The sequence below is a fragment of the Acinetobacter sp. YH12142 genome, assembly GCF_013418435.1.
GTDB lineage: Bacteria > Pseudomonadota > Gammaproteobacteria > Pseudomonadales > Moraxellaceae > Acinetobacter > Acinetobacter amyesii.
In genome coordinates, this window is record NZ_VPCB01000020.1 from 15721 (window position 1) to 39838 (window position 24118).

General features: G+C 41.6%; 21 protein-coding genes and 1 pseudogene. 12 read left to right on the forward strand and 10 right to left on the reverse strand.

Features of this window, described 5'->3' with window-relative positions; all coding sequences use genetic code 11:
* Window positions 1-69 precede the first annotated feature (69 nt).
* Both FTU77_RS13760 and FTU77_RS13765 read left to right on the forward strand, forming a co-directional pair.
* Window positions 70-1262, forward strand: a pseudogene (locus FTU77_RS13760) (sugar transporter).
* A gap of 302 nt (window positions 1263-1564) precedes the next feature.
* Window positions 1565-2530, forward strand: coding sequence for a TerC family protein (locus FTU77_RS13765; RefSeq protein WP_180056029.1), 966 nt, complete (start codon window positions 1565-1567; stop codon window positions 2528-2530).
* A 64-nt stretch (window positions 2531-2594) separates the two neighbouring features.
* Here the strand turns inward: FTU77_RS13765 and FTU77_RS13770 are convergent, their stop codons facing one another.
* Complete coding sequence (locus FTU77_RS13770; protein ID WP_257223640.1) at window positions 2595-3167, reverse strand: nucleotidyltransferase family protein; 573 nt, start codon at window positions 3165-3167, stop codon at window positions 2595-2597.
* Between the two features lie 272 nt (window positions 3168-3439).
* Here FTU77_RS13770 and guaD point away from each other — a divergent pair, with 272 nt between their 5' ends.
* From guaD to FTU77_RS13785, 3 genes are all read left to right on the forward strand, one after another.
* Window positions 3440-4756: a guanine deaminase gene (guaD, locus tag FTU77_RS13775; protein WP_180056031.1), complete on the forward strand. Its 1317-nt coding sequence runs from the start codon at window positions 3440-3442 to the stop codon at window positions 4754-4756.
* 224 nt (window positions 4757-4980) lie between these two features.
* Window positions 4981-5508 carry a hypoxanthine phosphoribosyltransferase gene (gene hpt / locus FTU77_RS13780; RefSeq protein WP_078189517.1) on the forward strand — a complete coding sequence of 176 codons (528 nt, stop codon included), beginning with the start codon at window positions 4981-4983 and terminating at the stop codon, window positions 5506-5508.
* Between the two features lie 178 nt (window positions 5509-5686).
* Window positions 5687-5944, forward strand: a complete 258-nt coding sequence (locus tag FTU77_RS13785) for a GlsB/YeaQ/YmgE family stress response membrane protein (RefSeq protein ID WP_180056032.1) — start codon at window positions 5687-5689, stop codon at window positions 5942-5944.
* A 79-nt stretch (window positions 5945-6023) separates the two neighbouring features.
* On the opposite strand, the gene FTU77_RS13790 is transcribed toward FTU77_RS13785, so the two are convergent.
* Together FTU77_RS13790 and dmeF are read right to left on the reverse strand one after the other, a co-directional pair.
* Window positions 6024-6722, reverse strand: coding sequence for a DsbC family protein (locus FTU77_RS13790; protein ID WP_180056044.1), 699 nt, complete (start codon window positions 6720-6722; stop codon window positions 6024-6026).
* A gap of 113 nt (window positions 6723-6835) precedes the next feature.
* Window positions 6836-7792, reverse strand: a complete 957-nt coding sequence (gene dmeF, locus FTU77_RS13795) for a CDF family Co(II)/Ni(II) efflux transporter DmeF (protein ID WP_180056033.1) — start codon at window positions 7790-7792, stop codon at window positions 6836-6838.
* Between the two features lie 56 nt (window positions 7793-7848).
* Here dmeF and FTU77_RS13800 point away from each other — a divergent pair, with 56 nt between their 5' ends.
* The gene (locus tag FTU77_RS13800; protein ID WP_180009138.1) at window positions 7849-8115 is read left to right on the forward strand and encodes a metal/formaldehyde-sensitive transcriptional repressor; all 267 of its coding nucleotides are present in this window, start codon (window positions 7849-7851) and stop codon (window positions 8113-8115) included.
* Window positions 8116-8230: 115 nt separating this feature from the next.
* A complete protein-coding gene (locus tag FTU77_RS13805; protein WP_257223641.1) occupies window positions 8231-9412 on the forward strand; it encodes an MFS transporter in 1182 nt (393 codons plus the stop codon).
* Window positions 9413-9427: 15 nt separating this feature from the next.
* Here FTU77_RS13805 and FTU77_RS13810 read toward each other — a convergent pair whose 3' ends face one another.
* From FTU77_RS13810 to rpmH, 6 genes are all read right to left on the reverse strand, one after another.
* Window positions 9428-9868: a hypothetical protein gene (locus tag FTU77_RS13810; protein WP_180036054.1), complete on the reverse strand. Its 441-nt coding sequence runs from the start codon at window positions 9866-9868 to the stop codon at window positions 9428-9430.
* Window positions 9869-9881: 13 nt separating this feature from the next.
* Window positions 9882-11237: a tRNA uridine-5-carboxymethylaminomethyl(34) synthesis GTPase MnmE gene (gene mnmE, locus FTU77_RS13815; RefSeq protein ID WP_111885709.1), complete on the reverse strand. Its 1356-nt coding sequence runs from the start codon at window positions 11235-11237 to the stop codon at window positions 9882-9884.
* A 92-nt stretch (window positions 11238-11329) separates the two neighbouring features.
* The gene (gene yidC, locus FTU77_RS13820) at window positions 11330-13096 is read right to left on the reverse strand and encodes a membrane protein insertase YidC (RefSeq protein ID WP_180056034.1); all 1767 of its coding nucleotides are present in this window, start codon (window positions 13094-13096) and stop codon (window positions 11330-11332) included.
* A 5-nt stretch (window positions 13097-13101) separates the two neighbouring features.
* A complete protein-coding gene (yidD, locus tag FTU77_RS13825; protein ID WP_111885710.1) occupies window positions 13102-13422 on the reverse strand; it encodes a membrane protein insertion efficiency factor YidD in 321 nt (106 codons plus the stop codon).
* Window positions 13423-13431: 9 nt separating this feature from the next.
* Complete coding sequence (gene rnpA / locus FTU77_RS13830) at window positions 13432-13824, reverse strand: ribonuclease P protein component (protein ID WP_078189509.1); 393 nt, start codon at window positions 13822-13824, stop codon at window positions 13432-13434.
* 31 nt (window positions 13825-13855) lie between these two features.
* Entirely contained in the window at window positions 13856-13990 is a 135-nt protein-coding gene (gene rpmH / locus FTU77_RS13835; protein ID WP_000831329.1) for a 50S ribosomal protein L34, read from the reverse strand.
* Between the two features lie 660 nt (window positions 13991-14650).
* On the opposite strand from rpmH, the gene dnaA reads away from it, so the two are divergent.
* The 5 genes from dnaA to FTU77_RS13860 all read left to right on the forward strand — a co-directional run bounded on the left by dnaA (window position 14651) and on the right by FTU77_RS13860 (window position 21459).
* On the forward strand, window positions 14651-16036 hold the full coding sequence (gene dnaA, locus FTU77_RS13840) for a chromosomal replication initiator protein DnaA (RefSeq protein ID WP_180005504.1): 1386 nt from the start codon (window positions 14651-14653) through the stop codon (window positions 16034-16036).
* 108 nt (window positions 16037-16144) lie between these two features.
* Window positions 16145-17293, forward strand: coding sequence for a DNA polymerase III subunit beta (gene dnaN, locus FTU77_RS13845; protein ID WP_180005503.1), 1149 nt, complete (start codon window positions 16145-16147; stop codon window positions 17291-17293).
* Window positions 17294-17316: 23 nt separating this feature from the next.
* A complete protein-coding gene (gene recF / locus FTU77_RS13850) occupies window positions 17317-18399 on the forward strand; it encodes a DNA replication/repair protein RecF (protein WP_180056035.1) in 1083 nt (360 codons plus the stop codon).
* Between the two features lie 43 nt (window positions 18400-18442).
* Window positions 18443-20911, forward strand: coding sequence for a DNA topoisomerase (ATP-hydrolyzing) subunit B (gene gyrB, locus FTU77_RS13855; protein ID WP_180056036.1), 2469 nt, complete (start codon window positions 18443-18445; stop codon window positions 20909-20911).
* 170 nt (window positions 20912-21081) lie between these two features.
* Entirely contained in the window at window positions 21082-21459 is a 378-nt protein-coding gene (locus tag FTU77_RS13860; RefSeq protein WP_180056037.1) for a hypothetical protein, read from the forward strand.
* A 529-nt stretch (window positions 21460-21988) separates the two neighbouring features.
* Here FTU77_RS13860 and FTU77_RS13865 read toward each other — a convergent pair.
* Window positions 21989-23926, reverse strand: coding sequence for an ATP-binding cassette domain-containing protein (locus tag FTU77_RS13865; RefSeq protein WP_180056038.1), 1938 nt, complete (start codon window positions 23924-23926; stop codon window positions 21989-21991).
* Window positions 23927-24118: the final 192 nt, after the last annotated feature.

Below are 24118 nucleotides of genomic sequence, written 5' to 3' on the forward strand. Positions count from 1 at the left end.
GCTTAAATCGGTTCCTGCTTGTGTATAGAGCATAGTAAAATAAGCCACTTTATTTATTTGAAGACACTCATGTCTGGCTCTCCCTCCGAAACGGCTTCTTCTGGCTCATGGACTGCTGTGATTGCTTTGGCTTTCGCAGCATTTATTTTTAATACCACTGAATTTGTACCAGTCGCTTTACTCAGCGATATTGGCAAAACCTTTAGCCTAGCCGCAACCGATGTCGGCATCATGATTACGCTCTATGCATGGGTGGTTGCACCGATTTCCTTACCGATCATGTTACTGACCAAAAATATTGAACGTCGATCACTCCTGATTTGCTTATTTATGGTGTTTATTATCAGCCATGTTCTGTCGTATTTCGCATGGAGCTTTAATACTTTATTGCTCAGTCGAATTGGCATTGCTTTCTCGCATGCACTTTTTTGGTCAATTACTGCGTCGCTGGCAGTTCGTGTTGCACCGAAAGGCAAAGAATTTCAAGCCTTGGGGCTTTTGGCCACAGGCACAGCTTTGGCGATGGTTCTCGGTATTCCGTTTGGGCGTATGGTCGGAGAAGCCTATGGTTGGCGAAATACCTTTGCTCTGATTGGCATTGGCGCCAGTATCGTTTGCCTGATTTTAGCCAAAACGCTGCCAATACTGCCGAGTTTGAACTCAGGTTCGCTGAGCAGCCTAAAACAGTTTATTCGCCGTCCAAGCTTAATGATGGTCTTTGCATTAACCATTATCGTAATTAGCGCGCAATTTACCGCATATAGCTATATCGAACCGTTCTCGCTCAACATTGCTGCATTCAGCTCCATGCAAACCACCACGTTGTTATTAATCTTTGGTGCAGCAGGCTTTCTAGGTTCTTATCTCTTTGGAAAATTTGGTGGGAAATATCCCAAAGTTGCGATTCCTTTGAGTACAGCCACACTGGCTTTATCCATGCTGCTGTTGCTTCCTGTTTCTTTGAGTTTTGCAGGTGTAAGTGCAGTGTGCTTATTGTGGGGCATGAGTATCATTGGATTTAGTCTCGCATTACAGTCAAAAACGCTGCTTCTCGCATCCGATGCCACCGATGTCGCCATGGCTATCTATTCAGGACTTTATAATGTCGGGATTGGCGGTGGCGCACTCTTGGGCGGCATGGTCAGCGTACATTTCGGTTTGAGTTATATTGGCGTGATCGGAGGAATCATCGCGGTGATCGGCACACTTTTAGCTTAGCGTTGGTACAACGTGGTGATTTTAACCCTCCCATGGCACATTAAATGAATTCGAAAATTGCTGATTGCACTTTGAACTAAAAACTGTCATGCTTTGCCGCATATTTGGACAGTGTCCAAAACAAAATTTGAACAAGGGGAGTAGCCTCCTCCAAACGTAAACCTTGTTTTACGTGTCAGAATATCGTCATTACACTTTGCAAAAAGTCGGTATCTGAGCATCGCTGCTGAAAATCATTACAGTACGATGTAGGCAAGACCTTGATCATGTTGTCTCAGGCGTTTTATTTCGTCTGGCAACTGGTCGAGGTTTTTTTATGGCTGGTTGTTAGATGTGGAGAATACACATGGAAACGATTGGCTCATTATGGCTATATCTGGCATTTTTCGGTTTAGTCACCATCATGCTACTCATCGACTTTTTAGGCTTTAAAAATAACAAAGGCCAAGAAATCAAAGTCAAAACCGCTGCCTATTGGAGTATTGCATGGGTCTCTGTGGCTACCTTATTCGGTGGTGCACTGTGGCTCTACTTACAGCAAACCGCTGGTGTTGCTGTTGCAAACACCAAAGTCATGGAATATTTCGCTGGTTATCTGCTCGAAAAATCACTCGCAATTGATAACGTTTTTGTCTGGCTCATGATCTTTGCTGCCTTTGCCATTCCACCTGCTTTGCAGCGTAAACTGTTGCTCTACGGTGTCCTCGGCGCAATTGTACTGCGCACCATCTTTATTTTTATTGGGGCATGGTTCGTTCAAGAATTCTCTTGGGTGCTGTACTTCTTCGGTGCGTTCTTGGTGTATACCGGCTTTAAATTCCTTAAGGGTTCAGACGAAGACGACAAAGATATCAAAGATATGGCGATTTTGAAGTGGCTACGTAAACACATGCGTATTACCCCTCAAATGCATGAAGATAAATTCTTCGTTCGTCAAAATGGTGTCTTGTGGGCAACGCCGCTCTTTTTAGTGTTGATCTTGGTTGAAGCATCGGACGTGATTTTTGCGGTTGACTCAATCCCAGCAATCTTTGCGGTTACCTCTGACCCATTCATCGTACTGACGGCAAACTTGATGGCGATTTTGGGTCTACGTGCCATGTTCTTCCTCTTGTCTGGTGCTGCATCGAAAATGCATTACTTGCCGTATGGTCTGGGCATTATCCTGGTGTTTATTGGCGCTAAGATGCTGTTGCTCGATGTGTTCCACATGCCAATTTGGATTTCACTCGGCTTTATTGTGGTGACCTTAACCATCACTGCGTGGTTATCGATCCGACACAGCAAGAAGTACCATGAAACCACGCTTTAAAACACTTAGATGATTAAAAGCCTTCTTTCGAGAAGGCTTTTTTATTCTGCAACGAAAACTTGGACTAAGCTTCAGGCGTCATCAAGAGTTTGAGTTTCGGCCAGCGCTGTAAAAATTGTTTTTGCTGCACACGCTGCAAAAAAGTCGCCTGACTGACTAAGCGTGGGTTCCAGCGGACATTTAACTCAAATAAATCATCTAAGCCCAAAGGAGCAATCAGCTGTATTTGCTGTTGATCATCCAATTTAACAGCGATGGCAGTAGCAGTTTCTGGCCACAACGATAGGGCATGCTCAATCGACTTGAGCGCCTGTATCGGCTCACCATTTTCCAAGCGATACCACTGGTGTACTGTCGCTTGGTTGGTGACATCCCAATGAATGTGAGGAAAATCCAACTGCATCTGCTGTTGAATTCTTTGACCCTGTGTTCCATCATCATGTTCCGCATAATAAATCACATCCACTTCTGTGCCTTCCAGTGCATAGTGTTGTTGATGTCGCTGTGACCAAATCAAATTACGAACCACGCCTGCAGCCAAATAAGCCTGTGTATCTATGGCATACAGGGCATGTAAAATCTGCATGATGCCTTGATGCTGAAGCAGGTTATGCTTTAATTGGTCTGAATAGCTCATGTTCACTAAAGGATTCATTATCGTTTTTTAAAGGGCGCTCTTGAGATCAATATAGCAAGCGTTGCGACTCATGGTCTTTATTCATTCATCGATGCAATGTATACAGCTCAATGCTTTTGTATTATTCAAATCAAATACAATGAACAAAAAAACAGAATCACTCATAAACAGCTGTTCTATTTTTTAGAACACATTTTCACAATTACTCTAACGGTATTTTGAACCAAATTGGGCTACAATCAACCGAAAAAATTCTAAACTGCAGGTATGTCATGTCTTCTGTTATCGCATCTACAGCGATCCGTGGTCGCTTTCTAGATATTCAGAATACAGTTGCCCAAGCACGTGAAATTCACGACCAAGTGCGCTATTTCGAAGATGGTTTGCTGATTACGCAAGCCGGAAAAATTCAATGGTTCGGTCCATGGTCTGAGGGCCAACACCATCTCCCAGATCAGGTTGACGTACAGCATTATCCAGATCAATTGATTGTTCCGGGTTTCATCGATACCCACATTCATTATCCACAAACGGAAATGATGGGGGCTTATGGTGAACAACTGCTGGAATGGCTTGATACTTATACCTTCCCAACCGAAATCCAATTTGAAGATCCGGCTTATGCAGAGCAAATTGCACAGTTCTTTGTAAACGAGTTACTCAAAAACGGAACCACAACAGCTCTTGTTTTTTGTACCGTTCATCCACAATCGGTCGATGCTTTATTTAAAGCTGCAGAACAGCATCAGATGCGCTTAATTGCCGGTAAGGTCATGATGGATCGACATGCCCCTGAAGCATTATGTGACACAGCTGAGAGTGGCTACAACGACTCCAAAGCACTCATCGAAAAGTGGCATGGCAAGGGCCGTAACCTGTATGCCATCACGCCTCGCTTTGCCCCAACCTCAACGCCTGAACAATTGGCACGGGCAGGGGAGCTAAAAGGCGAGTATCCTGATGTTTATGTGCATACGCATTTGAGTGAAAATAAAAATGAAATAGCGTGGGTCAAATCATTATTCCCTGAGCAAAACGGCTATTTAGACGTTTATCATCATTATGGTCTGACCGGATCACGTTCCGTGTTTGCGCACTGCGTGCATTTGGAAGATGCCGAGTGGGAGTGTATGCATCAGACCAACTCAGCAATCGCGTTTTGTCCAACCTCGAACTTGTTCTTAGGCAGTGGTTTATTTCCATTAAAGAAAACATGGGAAAAACAGGTGAAAGTCGGCTTAGGCACAGACATTGGCGCAGGCACCTCATTTAACCAACTGCAAACCATCAATGAAGCCTACAAAGTTCAACAACTTCAAGGCGATAAACTGTCCGCATTTGAAGCGCTGTACCATGCCACTTTAGGGGGGGCAAAAGCCTTAGATCTAGAGGACAAACTTGGAAACTTTGATTTAGGCAAAGAAGCAGATTTTGTGGTGCTCGATTTAAATGCCACGGCTTTACAAGCCTTACGTCAACAACGTGCCAAAAATCTGGAAGATGCTTTATTTGCCCTCATGCTGATGGGTGATGATCGTAATATCCATGCCACCTATGTGTATGGACAATGTGTTTATGTCAAAGCATAAAACGGCTCGACCGAGACGAAAAACAGTGTTGAAAATTGGACTGATTGCCGTCGCTTGTTTGTGCTTACTCAAGCGTGACAGCACTTCCAAGAAAAACTGATTACATTTTCAACGGCAAAAAAGATGCATCTGCGAGCCAGATGTATTAAAATTGGTTCATCTTTAGAGGTGTTGCAAGTCAACACCTTTTTTATTTTTTGATTTGCTTTTTTAGGTATCTACCCATGTCTGTTCAAATGAGCGTACTGATTTCCACTGAAGAAATTCAAGCTAAAGTGAAAGAGCTTGGCGCAAAAATTGATGCACACTATGCTAACAGCGACAAAGAGTTGGTGTTAATCGGTCTTTTACGCGGTTCTGTTATTTTTATGGCTGACCTTTGCCGCGCAATTTCAAAACCGCATGAACTCGACTTCATGACCGTTTCAAGTTATGGCGGTGGGACCGTATCTACTCGTGATGTAAAAATCTTAAAAGATTTAGACGGAGACATTAAGGATAAAGATGTCTTGGTGGTTGAAGATATTATTGACTCAGGCAATACCTTAAGCAAAGTCTTAGAAATTTTACAGACGCGTAATCCAAACTCAATCGAGCTTTGTACTTTGGTCAGCAAGCCTTCACGTCGTGAAATTGACCTCGATGTAAAATTTTTAGGTTTTGAAGTCGAAGATAAATTTATCGTGGGTTATGGTCTGGACTATGATCAAAAATATCGTCATATTCCATTTATTGGCGAAATTGGTCTCTAAGCCAGATCAGATACTTAAGAGTGGCCGAAGGCCACTTTTTTTTATTTTTTGGTTTGTTTTGAACAAAAAAACAACAGTTTTTTGCATGTTTAGGCTATAGCTCTGCGCAGTTTTGATTAAAGATAAAGATTGAACATGTCGTAAAAAACAAATACATGATAACAAAAGGAGAGTTACTATGTGGTCACTCATTGTTGCGATTTTTGTTGGTTTTATTGCTGGTTTAATTGCACGTGCGATCCATCCTGGAGATGACAAAGCAGGTTTCATTATGACCACCCTGCTCGGGATAGCAGGTTCCTTACTTGCGACCTATGGCGGACGTTTATTAGGTCTATATGGAGAAAATTCTGCCGCTGGATTTATCGCATCTGTTATTGGTGCGATTATCGTGTTGTTTATTTATAATCTTGTTACGAAAAAAACCCGCGTCTAGTTTTTTATAACGCCATTAAAATACCCGCCTATAGACGGGTATTTTTTTACTTATACTTTATTCACCGTACAGCTTGAAATTATTTGATCTCTTTTAACATCGATTCTAATTCAGCAGCAGGGTAAGCACCGGTTAAGATCGAACCGTTGGCAAAGACGATTCCCGGTGTACCACTTAGTTTTAAGCTTTTAGCTAATTTTAAATTTCGCTCAATCGGGTTTGCACAGCTTTTCGCTGACTTCGGTTGAACTCCCTTATTGATTAAATTATCCCAGGCCATAGTAGGATTTGACTCACAAAAAATCTGCTTCGATGGCGCCAACGACTGTGGTTTTATCGCTGTGACAAAAGTATAAATGGTCACATCATTGAGTTTTGCCAGTTCTACTTCAAGCTTCTTACAATATGGGCAATTTGGGTCAGAAAAGATCGCGATTTGGCCCTTTCCATTCCCCCTGACTGTTTTAATCGCATCTTGTAATGGGAGTTTATTCCACTCAGTTTTTTGCTGACTGAGGATCAATTGTTTGGTCAGATTTTTTTGATCTTTTAAACGGATCATAGATCCTGCAATCACATAATCCGCATTTTCACTCAAATACAAAACTTGATCTTCAACAAAGCCGCTATATATGCCCGGCATTTCGGTACTTTGAATATTCTCAATTTTTAAACTGGGGTGCTTTTCTGCCAAGAGCTTTTGAACGTGTGCCGCATCTGCCAAAGCAAAAGTCGAAAGGGTGGTACTCAACGCCAACGCACATATTTTTTTCAACATAGACCGAACTTCAACATTTAATTGATTCAGCATTCTAAGCCTTAACACGTGAAAGTCTTGGGCTTTTTTCAGTTCATTACGCAATAGCTACATGCCGTTTCACGTGGAACATATTAAGCTGCATCAGGTGAATTAATTTCAACAGACACATGTACAATTTCTTCATGAATCGACAGCGCTTGACGCACTTCATCTGCGCTCAATGGCTGACTGGTTTCTAAAGCCACAATACATGAAAACTGACCTTTACCCACTTTCCACACATGTAAATCGGTCACATCGACGTCGACAGGCAATTGCATTAAAACCTCTCGGATCTCTTCAACGACAGGGTGATCCATTTCCGCATCCAGTAATGTTTGTCCAGTTTCTTTCATCAACCCAATGGCCCACTTACCGACAAGCACTGCACCGACAATCCCCAATAGCGCATCTAAAAAACCCCAGCCCATCCATTTTCCGGCAAATAAAGCCACAATCGCCAACACAGAAGTCACCGCATCAGCAACCACATGCATGAAGGCTGCTTTCTGATTGAGGTCGTGATGATGATCATGCTGCTCCTCATGGCTATGCTCATGATGGTGATGGTGATGGTGATGGTGATGGTGATGGTGATGGTCATCATGCAATAACCAAGCACAGATCAAGTTCACCACCAGACCTAAAATCGCAATAGGGATTGCTTCGTTATAATGAATTTGGACCGGGTTGAATAAGCGTTCCACCGAATGAAAAGCCATAAATGCAGCAACGACCATCAATAATATCGCGCTGCTATAGCCCGCTAAAATTTCAATTTTCCAAGTCCCAAAGCTAAAACGAGCGTCTTGGGCATAGTGGCGTGCCGCACGATAGGCAAAATAGGCCAAGCCTAATGCCAACATATGTGAACTCATATGCCAGCCATCTGCCAATAATGCCATCGAATTAAAAATCCATCCGCCAATGACTTCTAACAACATCATGACTGCCGTTAAAATGGTGGCAATTAAGATCCGTTTTTGTGCGAGTGGATTACCTTCATCAAATTGATGATGATGAATTCGGATGGATGGGGAAGTTTTCATTAGGTTCTATGCTTAAATATACTCCCCCATAGTATATTTATTTTCTGGAGAAAGTGTTGAGTCATTTACATCAGGACAAAAAGATTTTAAATCGGGTTAAACGTCTACAAGGTCAGGTCAATGCGGTTGAACTGGCTTTACAGCAACCCGAAGCAGGGTGTATCGAGGTTTTACAACAGGTTGCGGCCATCAAAGGTGCTGTAAATGGATTAATGAATGAATTAATCGAAGCACATTTACGCCATCATGTATTGCCTCAAGATGTTGAAATCAATGAAGCAGAACTGGAAGAATTTGTAAAACTGCTTAAACGCTATGGATAACGTTACAACTGTGATTTGACCATGGAAAACAATCGGCATTAAACTGAGTCCATATATTCTTCTTTCTCATACAGCACAATATTGACCCTATTGGCTGTACCTCTGCGACTTTAAAATGACCACATCTCCCTCTTGGCGACCGTTTATCATGGTGAGCCTTGCACTCTGTATGGGCACTATTGGTACAGCGCTAGCTAGTCCTCTGTATCCCATTTATCAACAACTTTGGGGACTGCTGCCGAGTCATATCACCTATATCTTTGTTGCCTACATGTTTGGTTGCCTAGCGACCTTGCTGTTTTTAGGTCGTACCAGTAACAGTTTTGGTTTTTTAAGAACCCTGCAAATCGGTATGGCGTGCATCATCTTGGGTTTAAGCTTGTCGGTGTTTGCCAGTAATGCGCTGTGGTTATCTATCGGGCGCTTTATTATCGGGATTGCCTCGGGTTTAATTAGCACCTCAGCCATGCTTGGCTTGGTCTATACCATTCCTGAACAGCATAAAAATAATGCACCGCAGCTGAGTTCAATCATTACCGTAATTGGTTTTGGTCTTGGCCCATTTATTGGTGGGGTGATTGCCCAATTTTCGGAACAGCCTTTAGTCACCCCTTATATCCCTGTGATCTTTGGGGGTTTGGCATGTCTAATTGGGTTGTTTTTTATTCGCACACCGAACTTTGAGCCACAGCCTTTTTCAGTGGCACCACATTTGGAATTGCCTGAAAAGCGTGATCATTCACGATTTTATATCGCCGGACTAACTGCCTTTTGTGCCTTTGGCTCTTTTAGCTTATTTGCATCACTCGCACCCTCTTTCGTCAAAGATGCAATCCCATGGCATGGCCCTTTGGTCAGTGGTAGTGCCATTGCAAGTATCTTGCTGGTTTCCGCTGTCGTGCAATTTATGGCGAAATCGATTCCTTCTGCAAAATGTGTCAATGCCGGCTTAATGGTATTAATACTGAGCTATGCGCTCCTTGCGCTATGTATGACCCAACACTGGAGTGCATTGTTTTTTATTAGCGATATTCTAGTCGGTGTAGGGCATGGCCTGGGGCTTTTAGGCGCATTTGGCTTAGTTCATCAAATGACCAACAATCAAAACCGTGCTGCGGTGATCTCGACCTATTTATTTATTGGATATCTAGGCACCATTATTCCAATTATTGCAGCCGGCTATTTATCTGATCATTTTGGTTTAATCACAGGGGTACTGGGCTTTTGTATTGGTGTCGGCTTGCTGTGTTTATATTTACTGTATCAAAATTTATCGATGAAGAAATTTACAGTATGAAACCCTTAGATACGATTAATTTTCTTCTCTATACATCCATGCCTGTTCAGGAGGAATTTCATCTATTTGATCCTGAATGTAAAAAATCAAATTTTTAGTTTTTGATATTGCGGTCATTTTTTTATAGTCAACCTGCATTTCAGGATCTTCTTCCCATTGTTTTAAAAAGGATTCTTTGGGGTTCTGTTCGGTTGTTTCATGAAAATAAACCACACCACCATCAGATGTTTGTGGATCATGGTTGCCATCTAAAGATAAAATTTTGACATGAATAAAATATGCTTTTAATTCAGAATTTGTATCTTTAGTAGCGTTAGCAAGATTAGGATCTATATCCATTTGATGCTGAGTTTGTATCTGTGTTGATGTTGCAACATCATCAACAGAAGTTAAAGCCGCTTCCTCCTGAGAACAAGCGGCAAGCATCCATGCAAAACAAATCATGATTTTTTTCATATTTTTAGCGCATTTATTTACCAATACAAAACGATCCGAAGATCTTGCCGAGTAAATCATCCGCACTAAAGTCACCCGTAATTTCACCTAAAGCATTTTGCGCCAACCGTAGAGACTCGGCTACCAACTCACCCGCATGATAAACTACCAACTGCTCACGTGCTTCTGCAAGATAGCGCTGAGTGCGCTTCATTGCATCTAAATGGCGTGTTCGAGCAATAAAGGTATCTTCTTCTGGTTGAAAGCCTGCATGCGCTGTAATCGCATCAATAAGCGCTTGAACGCCGGTTTCTTGTTTAGCCGAAACACGAATATGTCGAAAACCGTTTAAATCGGTCATTTCCGCGGTAGATCCCGTCAAATCGCATTTGTTACCAATCAGCATCAAACGCTTCGGTTCAATATGATCGGCGAAGTACGCTTGAGCCAATTGCAGTGGATCTTCGCCCTGACTTAAGTCATAGACCAAAAGTAACAAGTCAGCTTGCTCAATTTCTTTAATTGCGCGACGAATCCCTTCTTTTTCGACGATATCACCGGTTTCACGTAAACCTGCAGTATCGGTCAAGGTAATCGGCAAACCATTGAGGCTGATTTTTTCATGTAAAACATCACGTGTCGTACCGGCAATATCCGTCACAATCGCACGTTCAACACCCGCCAAAGCATTGAGTAGAGATGACTTACCTGCATTGGGTTTACCTGCAATCACCACTTGTAAACCTTCACGTAGTAACTGACCTTGACGAGCAGACTGCTGTACAGCATGGACCGAGCTTGCCACTTCATCCAATAAACCCAAAATCTTACCATCCGCCAAAAAGTCGATTTCTTCTTCAGGAAAATCAATCGCTGCTTCCACATGCAAACGCAAATGGATAAGTTTTTCTAGCACCGTATTGACCTTGCTCGAAAAGGCACCTTGTAATGAACGTACCGCAGAACGTGCTGCTGCTTGAGAGGTAGCATCAATCAGGTCGGCAATCGCCTCGGCTTGCACCAAGTCCATTTTGCCATTTTCAAAGGCGCGCATTGAAAATTCGCCCGCTTTTGCAGCAATAGCACCCAATTCAAGTAACCGTGCCAATAATGCATTTTGAATAACGGGGCCGCCATGACCTTGAAGTTCAACAACATCCTCACCCGTAAAGGAGTGCGGATTTGGAAAGCAAATCACCAAACCTTCATCCATGATTTCATTCGATGCATCATAAAACTTACGGAAACCAGCAAAACGTGCTTCTGGTAAGGATTGCTGCGTTAATGCTTCTGCAATGGCATAAGATTTGGGACCAGACAGGCGAATCACGCCGACACCACCACGACCCGGCGGTGTGGCAATTGCTGCGATGGTGGTTCGGTTTAACATAAAATTTACCTAAAAATTTTCAAACGACAGATAAAGAAAAATCCGCCTAAGATTACCATCTTAAGCGGATTTATTCAGCCCATCAGCAATGCTTAGTTTGCTGAGTCAGCTGCTTCACGTTTTAAACGTTCTTTTTCAACAGATTTGTTAATCAAACCTTGTTGAAGAATAGTAATACTGTTGTTACAGATCCAGTAAAGCACAAGGCCCGCAGGGAAGAACAACATAAATACCGTAAAGATCACTGGCATGATTTTGAAGACTTTCGCCTGCATTGGATCAGCCGGTTGTGGGTTCAAACTTTGCTGAATAAACATGGTTAAGCCCATTAATAGCGGCAAAATAAACCACGGATCCATCGCAGATAAATCTTGAATCCAACCTAACCACGGCGCATGACGTAGTTCAACGGACTCCATTAACACCCAGTACAAAGCAAGGAAGATCGGCATTTGGAGCAATAACGGCAAGCAACCTGATAGTGGGTTTACTTGTTCACGTTTATACAATGCCATCATTTCTTGCGAGAAGCGCATACGGTCTTCACCGAACTCTTCTTTCATGCGTTGCATTTCAGGTGCAATCACACGCATTTTCGCCATAGAGCGGTAGCTCTTCGATGACAAAGGCCACAAGATCAGTTTCACCAGAATGGTCAATAGAATAATTGACCAACCCCAGTTACCCACTAAACCGTGGAAAAACTCAAGACCGACGAACAATAATTTCGCAATTGGCCATAACCAACCATAGTCTACTGTTTGGTTTAAACCAACTGCCAATTCTTTTAATTCAGATTGGATTTTTGGACCTGAATAGAACGTTGCATCTACTTCTGCCACAGTTCCTGCAGGAACATTAATTGCAGGTGATGTGAACTGAATGATGTTCATATCATCAGTAGATTTACGTGACTCAAGTTTCGCAGCATACGGTTGACCATTGGCTTGCGTTAATTTGATCTGTCCAGGAATCCACGCGCTCACGAAGTAATGCTGAACCATTGCAACCCAACCGCCAGTTGCTTCAACATTCAATTTTTCTTCATTGAAGTTAGCAAATTTAAGTTTGTTGTAATGTTCTTCAGGCGAACCCCACGCACCACCAAGGAATGTACCTAAAGTGAAAATACCTTGATCAGATTTACCCGGATCTTCAGAGTTGTCGCGTTTAAGCTGACCAAACATCTGACCTTGCCAGTTCTGAGCACTGCGGTTCACGATTTTATGATTCACGACAACAGGGTATTCACCTTCAGTGAAGTTAAAGGTTTTAATAACCTCTACACCATCTGCTGTTTTATAAACCATTGGTACTGACAAAACTTTTGCTGTTAGGCCATCTTTACCCTTCACAGCTTTTGCGTCATTCAACGTATATGAAGATTTTTCAATCTCATAGGTTGGACGTCCTTTCGGATTGCTGTCAGGGCCATTAAGACCAATTAAGCCAGACTGAGCAACATAAGTACGTTTTGCATCGCTTTCAAGCATTACAAATGGTTCGTCGCTGTCTTTATTTTTGTCATGATTGAGTAATTCAATACGAACAATATCGCCACCCTTTGGATTAATCCAAAGATGGTAAAGGTCAGTTTGTACTGAAATTAACTGTTGACTAACAGGTGCAGTGGCATCTGTTGTTTGTTGTGTAGCAGCATTATTTGCTTGCGGCACATCAGTAGCAGCCGTAGCTGTCTGGCCATTTGGCAAATCGGCAGATACTTCATGCGTTACCACCGCAGCATTTTGCTGAGGTTTTTGTTCCGCATGTCCATAATCTTTCTGCCAAGCCAAAATGAGCAAATATGCGACAACAAACATGGCCCCTAGAATTGCAATCCTGGCCCATTGTTGCATAGGTATTACCCCAAGTGGTTAGAGTGATTTTGGTTCAATAAACGTTCACGAAAGGGTACAGCAACGTGACGCGTTTGAGAATCTATTTGCTGAAATGAAATAAAACGAATTGCTTTTGATGGAACAGGATCATAGCCTGAACCGCCCCAAGGATGACAACGGCAAATACGCTGAACAGCTAGACACACTCCACGTACAGCACCATGTTGATGGACTGCTTCCAAAGAATATTGAGAACATGTTGGAATATAACGACAGCGTGGTCCCAATAAAGGACTAATCGCAATCTGATAGAAACGAATGAGCCAATGCAGTAAACGAACCATTGGTCATCTCTACGCTTGTGGGGAGGTAGCTATTTTTTTATGCTTATTTGCAAGGCGCTGCAATTTTTGCCAAGCAAATTGTAATTGCTGATGCAACTCTGCATTCGGTACCGCCTCTATGCCCATTTTTGGCATAACGACAATATCTAATACATTAGACTGCTGTTGATGCAGGCGAAAACTTTCGCGTGCAAGTCGTTTTACTCGATTTCTTTCATGTGCGCGGCGCACTTTTTTCTTAGCAACAACAATACCCAAACGGCTATTCGGCTGTTCGGAGATTTTTGCTAGAAATAAGAAATGGGGTTGATGCACTTTAAAAAGCGCACCATCGAACACACTTTTATAATCGGCAGCACAGTGTATTCGCACATCTGTGCTAAAGCCGTAAAGTGTTGTCATAACACCCAAGTCTTGACAGTCTTAACTGAAATTAAACAGTTAAGCTGTGACGACCTTTTGCACGACGACGCGCTAATACTTGACGGCCAGCTTTAGTAGCCATGCGAGCACGGAAACCATGAACGCGTTTACGTTTCAACTCAGAAGGTTGGAAAGTACGTTTCATATCGAAACTCCAAAAATGATCTTTCAGTAAAGGTTCGCGATTTTAGTGCTCATTGCTTGAGCTGTCAATGAAAAACACGCTTTCTTTCAAAATCTAGGCTGTGATATATCAAGATAATATAAGGATTAGAAATCAGTCAGAAAGTTTTAAATTAAAATATTCACAAACTAAATCATTGTATATATTAATTATTTAAGTTATCTTCAAGTTTACTCACAGATTTATCCACAATCTCGAATTTGTGAATTGGTTTTTATGAATTTAAATTTGAATTTAAACTAACCATCAAGTTATCCCCAGAATGGGTCGATCTTATAAATAAATTCAAATTTTAAAATTTAAATTTATTACTATTAGTGTTGATATTTTCTGTGGAAAACGTATTTTTAGATTTAAAAAACAAATGGTTACATTGTGGATAATGATGTTTTTATAATTTTGATAGTTTGTGGATAACTTTGTGCTACAATTTATCCACAGCTTGCGGATAAACTTATCCACACGTGATTTAAATTTAAATTTAAACTCAATTTGCGTTTTTTTGATCGATTTCGACTGATTTGTTCATGACAGATGTGGATAAGATGGTTAGAATGGCTGCCCGCTTAGGCGGGGTTGAATTATTTTTTTACGTACAATGGACTGAAATAGGGGTTTCACATGCTTTGGACAGACTGCTTAACTCGCTTGCGACAAGAGCTTTCAGGAAATGTCTATACAATGTGGATACGCCCACTGGTGGCAGAAGATGCAGGTGATAGTCTAAAACTCTATGCACCGAATCCGTATTGGACACGCTATATTCAAGAGCACCATTTAGAACTTATTTCAATTTTAGCGGAACAGTTGTCTGAAGGTCGGGTACGTAAAGTCGAGATTTTGGTCGATTCACGGCCTGGTGCAATTTTATCTGCAGCTGAACAACCTGCAACAACCACCGCAGCATTAGAGTCAACGCCACAAGTGTCGGCACCAACACGTCCTAAAAAAGAAAAAGAAGAGACGTCTTCAAAAAATAACCGTAAGCGTCAGCTTAACCCATTATTTACCTTTTCCTTGTTTGTTGAAGGTCGTTCCAATCAGATGGCGGCAGAAACCTGTCGTAAAGTCTTGACGCAGCCCGGTGCTTCGCAACATAACCCGTTATTTTTATATGGACCGACTGGTTTAGGTAAAACCCACTTAATGCAAGCCGTAGGTAATGCATTATTGCAAGCGAAGCCGAATGCACGTGTGATGTACATGACGGCTGAAAGTTTTGTACAAGACTTTGTGAGCTCGTTACAGCAAGGTAAGGTCGAAGAATTTAAGAAAAACTGTCGTTCGTTAGATTTGTTATTGGTGGATGATATTCATTTGTTAGCGGGTAAAGAGGCCAGCTTGGTTGAGTTTTTCTATACCTTCAACGCGTTATTAGATGAATCTAAGCAAATCATTTTAACCTCAGATCGTTATCCAAAAGAACTGACTGAGCTAGATCCACGTTTGGTTTCACGTTTTTCGTGGGGCTTATCGGTGGGTGTTGAACCGCCTGATATTGAAACCCGTATTGAAATTTTACTGAAAAAAGCGGAAAGCAATGGGGTGGAACTTCCACGGAATTGTGCGCTGTTTATTGCTCAACAAGTGGTTGCTAATGTCCGTGAACTAGAAGGTGCGCTGAATAAAGTCGTAGCCATTTCTCGTTTTAAAGGCACCCCAATCGATCTAGATGTGGTGCGTGAATCGTTAAAAGATGTGTTGGCAATTCGTGCGCGCACCATCAGTACTGAAAACATTCAGCGTGTGGTGAGTGAATATTTCCGTATTCCATTGAAAGAATTGGTTGGTCCAAAACGTACACGTATTTATGCACGTCCACGTCAGTTGGCTATGGGGCTAGCACGTGAACTGACAGGGGATAGTTTCCCTGAAATTGGTATGGCTTTTGGTAATCGTGACCACAGTACTGTGATGCATGCCTGTGAAAAAGTACAAAGCCTGCGTGAAGAAGATCCAATCTTCAATGAGGACTATAAAAACTTGCAACGTCTGCTGCAAAGTTAAGTCTTTTCGTTCAAATTCTGTTCTTGCAATGCGGTATATTCTGCCGCATAGTACACTGCTAAAAAATTAATTTATTTTGTCTATCTTCAGTTTTTAGAGGAATGTATCGTGCGTTTAAAAATCGCGAAAGAAAGCTTACTGAATGTTCTATCACATGTCGTAGGAGCGGTTGAACGTCGCCATACCTTAAATATTTTATCCAATGTAAAAGTACAGGTAACTGAGCAAGCTTTGACCATTACCGGTTCAGATCTTGAAGTGGAACTGGTTGCAAGCACACCACTTACTGAAGGTGCATGTTTACAAGCAGGAGTGACGACTGTTCCTGCACGTAAATTGATGGATATCTGTAAATCATTACCGTCAGCGGCATTGATTGATTTGCAAATTACTGAAGATCAACGTTGTATTTTAAAATCGGGCAACAGTCGTTTTGTATTGGGTACTTTGCCTGCAGAAGACTATCCATTATTAACCACTGAAAATACTCAAGGCACTCAAGTCGGTGTGACTCAACGTGAGTTAAAGCGTTTATTTGAAAAAACGTCTTTTGCCATGGCGGTTCAAGATGTGCGTTTTTATTTGACGGGTACTTTGCTTGAAATTGATGAAAATCAATTGCGTGCAGTAACGACCGATGGTCACCGTTTAGCGATGTGTGAAACAGTGGCAAGCTCGAATGCGACACAAGCAATGCAAGCGATTGTTCCACGTAAAGCTGTAGGTGAATTGCAGCGTCTATTGAGTGTTGAAGACGAGCAATTATCGTTGTTAATTGGTCGTGAATTATTAAATGTAACGATTACCATTGCCAGCCGTGATAAAGAGCAGGGTGATATTACCGTACGTTTCACCACAAAATTGATCGATGGTAAATTCCCTGACTACCGCCGTGTGATTCCACGTGGTGGTGATAAAAATGTGCGCATTGCACATGATGTATTTAAACAATCACTACAACGTGTGGCGATTTTAAGTAATGAAAAATTGCGCGGCGTATTCTTGAAGTTTGATGCGGACACTTTACAACTTCGTGCCAATAACCCTGAACAAGATGAAGCGATCGAAGATCTCGCGATTCAATATGCTGATGCACCGATGGAAATGTCATTCAATGCACAGTACTTATTGGAAGTTCTGAATGTGTTGGATGGTGATGATGTTGCAATGACCATGACAGAAGCCAACCAATCTGTATTGGTACAAGATCCACAACAACAAGATCAAACCTATGTTGTGATGCCAATGCGTGTTTAATTCGGACTGACGTCTCAATTATTATGCATATCACGCGTTTACATGTAGAACGTGTTCGAAATTTAAAGACGGTTGCACTCTCTGGGTTGCAGCCGTTTAATGTCTTTTATGGGCAAAATGGTTCAGGCAAAACTTCTGTATTAGAAGCAGTACATTTGCTGGCAACCGGCCGTTCTTTTCGAACCCATATTCCGAAAAACTATATTCAAAATAATAGCCCTGACGCTGTTGTCTTTGCGCAGTCTGCAACAGACCGCATTGGTATGCAAAAAATGCAGTCGGGCGAGCAAGTGATTAAAGTCAATGGCGACCTTGTGGGGACACAAGGGCAGTTGGCTAAGATTTTACCACTACAACTCATCGACCCACAAAGTACCGATATTATTGATCATGGTGCGAAGCCACGACGTCAACTTTTAGATTGGTTGATGTTCCACGTGGAACCGGAGTTTTACCATGCATGGCAATATTATGCACGGGCATTAAAACAGCGGAATAGTTTGCTGAAATCACGACGTCATTTGAGTTTGTCTGATTTAGAACCGTGGAACAAAATGCTCAGCGATTATGGTGAGATATTACATAGTCTGCGCAGTAATGTGGTGGAACAGTGGACTCGATATTTTCAACAAGATCTCGAAGCCTTATTGCCTCATTTAACAGTGAGATTGGAATATAGTGCGGGCTTTCATGCTGAAACAGGATTGCTGAATGATCTGACCAATCAGCACTTTAAAGACTGCGAACGTGGCTATACTGAGTATGGTCCGCACCGTGCAGATTTAAGGTTAAAAACCGCTATGGGGGATGCAGATGTTGTGCTCTCTCGTGGGCAAAAAAAGTTATTGATCATGGCGTTAAAACTGTCACAGATTGCAATGCTACATGCTTGTAATAAGGAAACTGTGGTATTATTAGATGATCTGACAGCAGAATTAGATTTAACCGCACAACAGCGTTTAATTGAGCGTTTAAGCCATCTTGGTAGTCAAGTTTTTATTACCACTTTAGACCATGATTCAGTGCAAAAACACTTACATGATTTATCTATTTCTTATCAATTATTCAAAGTTGAAAATGGTACGGTGCAGGCTGTTGTGCAATGAAATACCACCTTTGGATAGACCTATTTTTCACTAGGGAGAAACCATGAGTTCAGAAGATCAAGCTGCTTCTCAAACAGAACAAACCATAGAAAAAGCTTATGATTCCTCTAGCATCAAAGTATTACGTGGTCTAGACGCTGTACGTAAGCGTCCGGGCATGTATATTGGTGATACTGACGATGGTACTGGCCTACACCACATGGTGTTTGAAGTTGTCGATAACTCAATTGATGAAGCGTTGGCAGGTCATTGTGACGAAATTCAAGTCACCATTCATGAAGATGAATCTGTAAGCGTATCGGATAATGGCCGTGGTATTCCTACCGACATTCACCCAGAAGAAGGTGTTTCTGCAGCAGAAGTGATTTTGACGATTCTGCATGCGGGCGGTAAATTTGACGATAACAGCTATAAAGTTTCAGGCGGTCTACACGGTGTAGGTGTATCCGTGGTGAATGCGCTTTCAAGCAAGCTCGAATTAACCATTCATCGTGCGGGTCAAATCCACCAGCAAGAATATAAACACGGTGATTCCGTGTATCCATTAAAAGTGGTGGGTGATACAGATCGTACAGGTACACGTGTGCGTTTCTGGCCAAGTGCTGAAACCTTCAGTCAAACGATTTTTAATGTCGATATTTTGGCGCGTCGTTTACGTGAATTATCGTTCCTGAATGCAGGTGTACGAATTGTGCTACGTGATGAACGTATCAATCTAGAGCACGTTTATGACTATGAAGGTGGTTTGTCTGAGTTTGTAAAATATATCAACCAAGGCAAAACCCATCTGAATGATATCTTCCACTTCACTACTCAAGCCGATAATGGCATTGGTGTAGAAGTTGCATTGCAGTGGAATGATTCTTATCAAGAAAATGTTCGTTGCTTTACCAACAACATTCCACAAAAAGATGGTGGTACGCATTTAGCGGGTTTCCGTGCTGCATTAACCCGTGGCTTAAACAGCTACATGGAAAGCGAAAACTTACTCAAAAAAGAGAAAGTGGCGGTTTCTGGTGATGATGCACGTGAAGGTTTAACTGCGATTGTTTCGGTGAAAGTGCCTGATCCAAAATTCTCTTCGCAAACCAAAGAAAAATTGGTGTCGAGCGAAGTGAAAACTGCGGTTGAGCAAGCGATGAATAAATCATTTGCTGAATATCTTTTAGAGAACCCACAAGCCGCTAAATCGATTGCAGGCAAGATTATTGATGCAGCACGTGCGCGTGATGCAGCACGTAAAGCACGTGAAATGACTCGTCGTAAGAGTGCGCTTGATATTGCAGGCCTGCCAGGTAAATTGGCCGATTGTCAGGAAAAAGATCCTGCATTGTCTGAACTTTACTTAGTCGAAGGTGACTCTGCGGGCGGTTCTGCAAAACAGGGCCGTAACCGTAAGATGCAAGCGATTTTGCCGCTGAAAGGTAAAATCCTCAACGTGGAACGTGCACGTTTTGACAAGATGATTTCTTCACAAGAAGTGGGAACACTGATTACTGCTTTGGGTTGTGGTATTGGCCGTGAGGAATATAACCCAGACAAACTGCGTTATCACAAAATCATCATCATGACCGATGCCGACGTCGATGGTTCGCACATTCGTACGCTACTGTTGACCTTCTTCTTCCGTCAAATGCCAGAACTTGTGGAACGTGGATATATTTATATTGCACAGCCACCGTTGTATAAGCTGAAAAAAGGCAAGCAAGAACAGTACATCAAAGATAATGATGCGCTTGAGACTTACCTGATTTCAAATGCAATTGATGAGCTTGAATTACACATCAGTGCAGAAGCACCAGCCATTCGTGGTGAGGCTTTAGCGGGTGTGATTGCGGATTATCAAACCTCTCAAAAGAGTTTGCATCGTCTGACTGTACGTTATCCTGCAAGTGTGTTGGATGGTTTATTGGCAGTAGAAGGCTTTAAGTTAGATCACGCAAATAACCAAGACTATGTACAGACTTGGGGGGAGCAGCTACGTGCCAATATTGAGAAAACTCAGCCTAGCTTACGTCCTGAATTAAGCTTAGAAACGTTTGAGCATGAAGATACCGAAAGCAATAAGTCAGCGACCTATTTCCCGCGTATTACCATCTATGTTCATAACTTACCGCACCAATACTTGTTAGATTCAGGTCTATTGGGTTCAGGTGAATATGCGCGTTTGCTCAAAAATTCGAAGAGTTGGTTCACATTATTGGAAGAAGGTGCTTACCTACAAAAAGGCGAGCGCAAAATTCCAGTGAGTAGCTTCCATCAGGTTTGGCAAAACATCCTACAAGACTCACGCCGTGGCATGATGATTCAGCGCTATAAAGGTTTGGGTGAGATGAATGCTGAACAGCTTTGGGAAACTACGATGGATCCTGAGAACCGTAACATGCTGCAAGTAACGGTACAGGATGCGATTGAAGCTGATCGTATGTTCTCTTGCTTGATGGGTGATGATGTGGAACCACGTCGTGCCTTCATTGAAGAAAATGCGTTAAATGCGGATATTGATGCCTAAATTCTGATTACAGAATCATTCAAAAAAGCACTCTTGGGAGTGCTTTTTTTTGTGCTATCTTAAATAAAATTGAATATTAAATCGCCAATTTGTGTTTTATAAAATTGACTTATTCTGATGCTAAGCTCAAATCAAATTGAACTTAGCAGCTAAAAATAAGAGGTCTATATATGATGGACAATCAACTTGAACACATTCGTGACATCTGGATAAATGCATTTTTTACCGGAAATTATACCGTTTTAGCCGAATACGAAGATGAGCACTTTAAGGTGGTTTATGAGCAAGACGGGCGTGTCGAAAGTAATTATGTCCGCTATGAATGTATTGCACATGCAGTGAAAAATGGGGTTTGGAAACCACAAAAACCAGACGTAGAATTTGAAGAATATGAGTTTAATCGTGACCAAACTGAGTGCAAAATTTTAATTGGTTTAGCTGAAACACAGCAGCAAATACAGGAAATCTGGCATTTTGATCAGACCTGGAAAATACAAGAATTACGTTTTTTAAAGGCAAAAAAAGTCCATCCTTCTGCCTTATCTTAAACAATAAAAAGTTTAAATTGATGTCGTGAATGGAGATAAAATGCATCCATCTTGCAAATGTGGATAAGTTTTGTGAATTTTCACATTTAATAGTGTTCAACATCAAAGTCATTTATAATTATGGATAACATCATTTAAAAATATTTATCCACAAAAAAGGTGGTTTGATATTTTGAATTTAAAAAATAAAAAATGAATTTAAAACTAAGATTTGAATTTAAAAATGGCTTTTTGGATAACTGTGGTAATGAGTTTGATGTGAAGCAGACTTTTGAATTCATTTGTGAGAGTGGGGTAAAAGCTATCGCTGAATTTTTAGATTCTTTCCGAATAGAAATGCCTAACGATGCAATAACCAGTTGGATATGAACATTCGGTTTTTTAAATATTTTTTAGATTTATAGTGTGATTATTATTGTGAAGTATTAATAAAAAATCGCCGTGGAACATTTAAATTTCACGGCGATTGATTTTTTGAGCTTAAGTTAGGTTTTCTTAATAATGCAAATCTAGGGTTTTGCTTTTTAAATTAAGCCTCAAAACTACTTTCCATTTCTTCTAATTCCATCATTAATTCAAGCATTTGCTCTTCGACAGATTCAAGTTTGGCTTTTAATTCTGTTTGCTCATTCATTAGTTTGAGTAAGTCATCTTTACGACTGGCTTCATATAAAGCACTGTCTGCCAATAATTCCTCGATTTCGTTTAAGCGTGGCTGAATTTTGCTGATTTGCGCTTCATTTTTTTCAATGTTTTTACGAATCGGGCGGGTCAATTCACGCTGACGTGCAGCTTCTTTACGCTGCGCTTCTTTATCGACTTTGGAAATCGTTGGTTTAGTTTCAACTTGAGATTTGATGGGAGTAGGGGCTTGTTGGCTATTTTTCATCATGTCAATCCGTGCTTGACGCAGCCAATCGGCATAAGCCACGAGGTCACCATCAAATTCGCGACATTTACCATGATGTACCAACAATAATTCGTCACAAACGCTGGCAATCAATTGACGTTCATGCGAAACCAAAACCACAGCGCCTTCAAAATCTTGTAATGCCATAGTTAGGGCATGACGCATATCAAGGTCTAAATGGTTGGTCGGTTCATCTAGAATTAAAACATTGGGACGTTGCCAAACAATCAAAGCCAAAGCCAATCGTGCTCGTTCACCGCCTGAAAAGCCTTCACTTGGCGTATCCATGCGTTCGCCACTAAAACCAAAGCTACCTAAGAATGAACGTAATGCAGCTTCACTGATTTTTTTGTCAGCAATTCGAGATAATTGCAACATAGGGCTGGCATTGCCATCTAAAGCATCCATTTGATGCTGCGCAAAATAGCCAATATTCAACAGTTCCGAGGCTTTGCGTGTCCCTTGTAATAAGGGAAGGTCTCCAACCAAGGATTTAATTAAGGTTGATTTACCTGCACCATTCATTCCCAGTAAACCAATACGACTGTTTGGGGTAATCTGTAAATTCACATTGGTGGCAATCAGTTTGTCACCATAGCCAATATCGACATGTTCCATTTGTAACAGTGGTGAGCTCATTTTGGTTGGCTCACGGAAACTAAAGGTAAATGGCGTATCGACATGTGCGGCAGAAAGTTCTTGCATGCGTTCTAATTGCTTAATACGGCTTTGCGCCTGCTTAGCTTTAGTGGCTTTGGCTTTAAAACGGTCAATAAATTTTTGGAGATGCGCACGGGTTTCGAGTTGTTTTTCATAGGCTTGTTGCTGTTGTGCCAAGCGCTCAGAACGGGTGCGTTCAAAGGTCGAATAGTTGCCGGTGTAAAGCGTCAGCTCTTGATTTTCGATATGTAAAATATGATCAGTCACCGCATCTAAGAAATCACGGTCATGTGAAATCAAGATCAGTGTGCCTTCATAAGCTTTTAACCAATCTTCTAACCACAAAATCGCATCTAAGTCTAAGTGGTTGGTTGGTTCATCGAGTAATAATAGGTCAGAACGGCTCATCAGGGTACGCGCAAGGTTTAAACGCATACGCCAACCACCAGAAAAGCTTGAAACATTGAGTTGGGACTGATGTTCAAAGAAACCCAGGCCGGCCATCAGTTGTGAGGCTTTTGATGGAGCTGTATAGCCATGGATTTCATCAAATCGGCCATATAAGTGTGCCAGCGCTTCATTGTCTAATTGTTCTGGATGTTCAAGTTTATGTTGTATATCCCAATATTCTTCATCGCCTGATAGAACGAAATCAATCGCTTTCATATCCAACGCTTTGATTTCTTGCGCCATATGCGCGACGGTCCATACTGCAGGACGTGTTAATGAACCACCATCAGATTCCATTCCACCTAAAAGCGCAGAAAAAAGAGTCGATTTACCCGCACCATTTACACCAGTTAAGCCGATTTTCCAGCCTGGATGCAATTGCATAGATGCTTTTTGAAATAAAACACGCCCACCGCGACGAATGGAAAGTTGGTCTAACTGAATCATGGAACTAACTAAACAAGAAGAATGTGGGGCTATTCTAATGGATGGCTTTGCAAAAGAAAAAACAAAGCATCGCAACCATCTGAAAAAATGTGACAGATTCCACGTATTTAGGTATATTGAACGGGCTTTAGTATTAAAAAAATATTTCAAGTTGTTGTTTTAAATGGATTAATAAAACATATTGGAAATATA